Source organism: Devosia psychrophila, assembly GCF_000971275.1.
Taxonomy (GTDB): Bacteria; Pseudomonadota; Alphaproteobacteria; order Rhizobiales; family Devosiaceae; genus Devosia; species Devosia psychrophila.
Genome location: NZ_LAPV01000032.1, coordinates 1 through 2930, shown reverse-complemented (window position 1 = coordinate 2930; position 2930 = coordinate 1). Strand labels below are relative to the sequence as shown.

The 2930-nt window shown below is 58.5% G+C and carries 3 protein-coding genes; all 3 read right to left on the bottom strand.

The genetic code is table 11. The annotated features are described in order from the left end of the window. Positions 1-721 precede the first annotated feature (721 nt). A complete protein-coding gene (locus WH91_RS03000) occupies positions 722-1153 on the bottom strand; it encodes a type II toxin-antitoxin system VapC family toxin (RefSeq protein ID WP_046169544.1) in 432 nt (143 codons plus the stop codon). Then, positions 1150-1419, bottom strand: a complete 270-nt coding sequence (locus tag WH91_RS02995) for a type II toxin-antitoxin system Phd/YefM family antitoxin (RefSeq protein ID WP_046169543.1) — start codon at positions 1417-1419, stop codon at positions 1150-1152. The genes WH91_RS03000 and WH91_RS02995 overlap by 4 nt, the downstream gene beginning before the upstream one ends. Before the next feature lie 124 nt (positions 1420-1543). Continuing rightward, a complete protein-coding gene (locus WH91_RS02990) occupies positions 1544-2644 on the bottom strand; it encodes a DUF4037 domain-containing protein (RefSeq protein ID WP_046169542.1) in 1101 nt (366 codons plus the stop codon). Positions 2645-2930 lie beyond the last annotated feature (286 nt).

Genomic DNA, 2930 nt, shown 5'->3' with positions numbered 1-2930 from the left:
GAAATCTGACATGGTCGCTGAATGCACGTTTGCATGATTGACGAGAACTCACACTATCCTCAGCTAACCGAAGTCAGCGAGAACATTATGCTTTCTCTCAAGAAAACGTACACCCATCGAAAGTCTTGTTTAACTTCCACCAGGTCCTAAAACCCAGCTTCCGTTCGCAAGAACCTCGCCGTCCACGTTTCTCTTTCTTCTATCTTCACAATGTCAAAGAGCTGACCCCACTGCCATCACTGGCTAGGACGTCATCGGAAACATTCGTCTCCAGGTTCTTTCAGAGAACATAACCTTGTTGCTGGTTGCCCAGCAGGTCATCCTGCTCTTTCGGAAACCGCTAACAGTGGGAGCGAACTTCGCTCGACGTCGTTAGCGTTGGCCGGGTTTTACAGAACACCGTTTCCAGTGTCAACACCCTATTTTCGTTTTTCATTTTGATCTGAAACTCGAAAACCTGAATTCAAAAAACGCTTTTGATTTCAGTGGCTTGCTGCGTTCCTCAGTGCCTTGCGGCGCTTCGTTCTGCAGCGGTGAGCGGGGTTCTAGGGGTGATCCCGTTTGGTGTCAACACGCCAAGTGACAAAACTGACATTTGGTTTTTGAGCGAGTTGGGCCGGCTGTGGATATCCTCCTGGAGTCGGCAGGCTGAGCGGGCCTTTGCGGGGCATATGCCCAATCGGGTCGGGGCCCCGGATTTTTGCGTGGATCCTCGCCGTAGCTATGGAAAACCGGCGGACCACGGATCGGCCAACTCGATTCCCGTGTCCTGAAAGTCCTTTGTGTTGCGAGTCACCAGGGTGAGACCGTGCCTTTTGGCGATCGCGGCGATCCAGCCGTCCATCACACTGAGGCCCCGCCCCTCCCTGCTGGCATCTCCCATCATCCGCCCCCAGAGCAACGCAGTCTGGGTATCGCCGTCGAGAACGCGCGATTCGAAACGCGCCGGTAGCTCGTGCTCGAGCCATATGGCCAGCTCATGCTTGCGCCGGCCGTCATCGAGCAGCGCAATGCCCCGTGCTATCTCCGCGATGGAGATCACACTGAGGTAGACCCGGTCCTCATCGACTTGGTCGAGCCAGGTCAGAACATTGGAATCCGGAGCCGGCCGGCGGACTTCCGACAGCACATTGGTATCGAGCAGGTAGTTCACAGCGTTAGATCGCGCGGCCCGTCGCCCTGGCGCTCATCCGCCAGCTCGGATCCGGCTAACGGCGAGTCCATCAGGAATGTCGCGAGGCTCCCTTTGCGCTCACTCTTGCGCGCCCACTCCTCAACAGAAACCATCACCACGCTAGGCGTCCCATTGCGCGTGATCATCTGCGGCTCACTCTGCGCCCGCTCGATCACCTCGGACAACCGCGCCTTGGCATTGGCCACAGTCCAGGCGTCGGGGGCAGGTTTTGAGTTTGCGGACATGGGTTCACTCCATCAACGATGACTATCGTGACTATATAGCAGGGTTGGGGGCTTGGCAAAGTCTGCCGCATCTTCAGCGTGCGCGCCTTGGTCCCTTGAGTCTCCGTCTGTCGCATAATGTGCATTATGGAATGCGAGATCTCAGCGCGTCACTACCTGCAGCACCCAGCTGAAGCATCATCCTTTGCGATAGCGGAGCGTCTTCGAGCAGAGGCGTTAGGTCACTGACCTGATCCAGCGACCCGATGACGGGCAGCTGCTTTATCGTGGCATCCGAGATTGCTGACTGCGCCGCAACAACCGCATCATCGGCATTGATGGTGGTGAACGGCCGCTCGTGATACGGTCCGATGACCGGCTCGAACCGGGCAATACCGAGCGAGTTTTGTCGTTTCGCCAGCTCTAGATAGGCCTGGGCCAGTGCGTCCTGGCGATCCCGCCAATCCCTCGAATTCAGTGCTCGCTCAAGGTGCGGCACCAGCACTCCTGAAATCGGCAGCCTGGCAAAGCTGCTGCCAAACCACTTCGAATAAGGCGCATAGCGCCGCTCAAGAAGGAAACCCATCCGCATCACGTCGCGCACTAGCCGCGCAGCGATGACCCGCGAACCTAGATCGTCGCCCACCTGGCCGGCACGACCGACAAACGCCTGTTCCTCGGCGATTCGGCGCCACTGACAAGCAATCTTGTAGAACCACACATCATCTGGAAAATAATCGAGACGCTGCCGCGCCAGGCTCAACCGACCGTCGTCGTCGTGAAACACCGCGCCGGCGGTGAAGGCAAGGAGCTTCTGTTCGGCGAATCCGACCCACTGTACGGCGGTGAGATTGTCGACCGACCGGACGGCAAAGTGTGCGTCGAGCAGCGCCTCGAGCGTGTGGAATTCCAGCCCGTGCTCGACCGCTCCCGCAGCTCCCGCCCCATTGGCCGGAGCATGGGGTCGACTGCGCCAGCCAATCGGCTCGCCGTGATAGTTGGCCGGAGCCACCTCGGAAAACTCACCCACCAGGCGCCGGGTATGCTGCTCGAATTGATCGCGGGACAGGATGATCAGGACGCGCGGCCCCCAGTTGTGGTCCCGCGACGTCTCGTCATCAAACCCCAGCAATTCGGAACCATAGCCGATCAACGCCGCAGCATAGCGCAGCTCGGGCGCCACCTTTGCCAGCCAGGGCCGAACCACATCGGCATAAAAGCCCCGCGATAACTCGATCCCTTGCATGCCCTCCACCCTCTCCCTTGGCGGTCATTGCATCCTGACAGAATCAGCGGCTATAGCAAATCCTTGGTCGCGCATCCCAAGACCATAGTGGCGCCGATTCGCTGAGCAACCGCGCGACGAGCAGGGATAACGCTTCGGCAGATTTCAGCGATGGTTTGGGGTAATACCAACGACTCTTGGTTGTGACTCTCTGGGGATTCCCAAGCGACACGCTTGCTGGTTCGATGGGGGCGAAGGAGATTCGCCCATGCCTGGATCGGTTCGGCTTCGACAGGACTATTGCTCT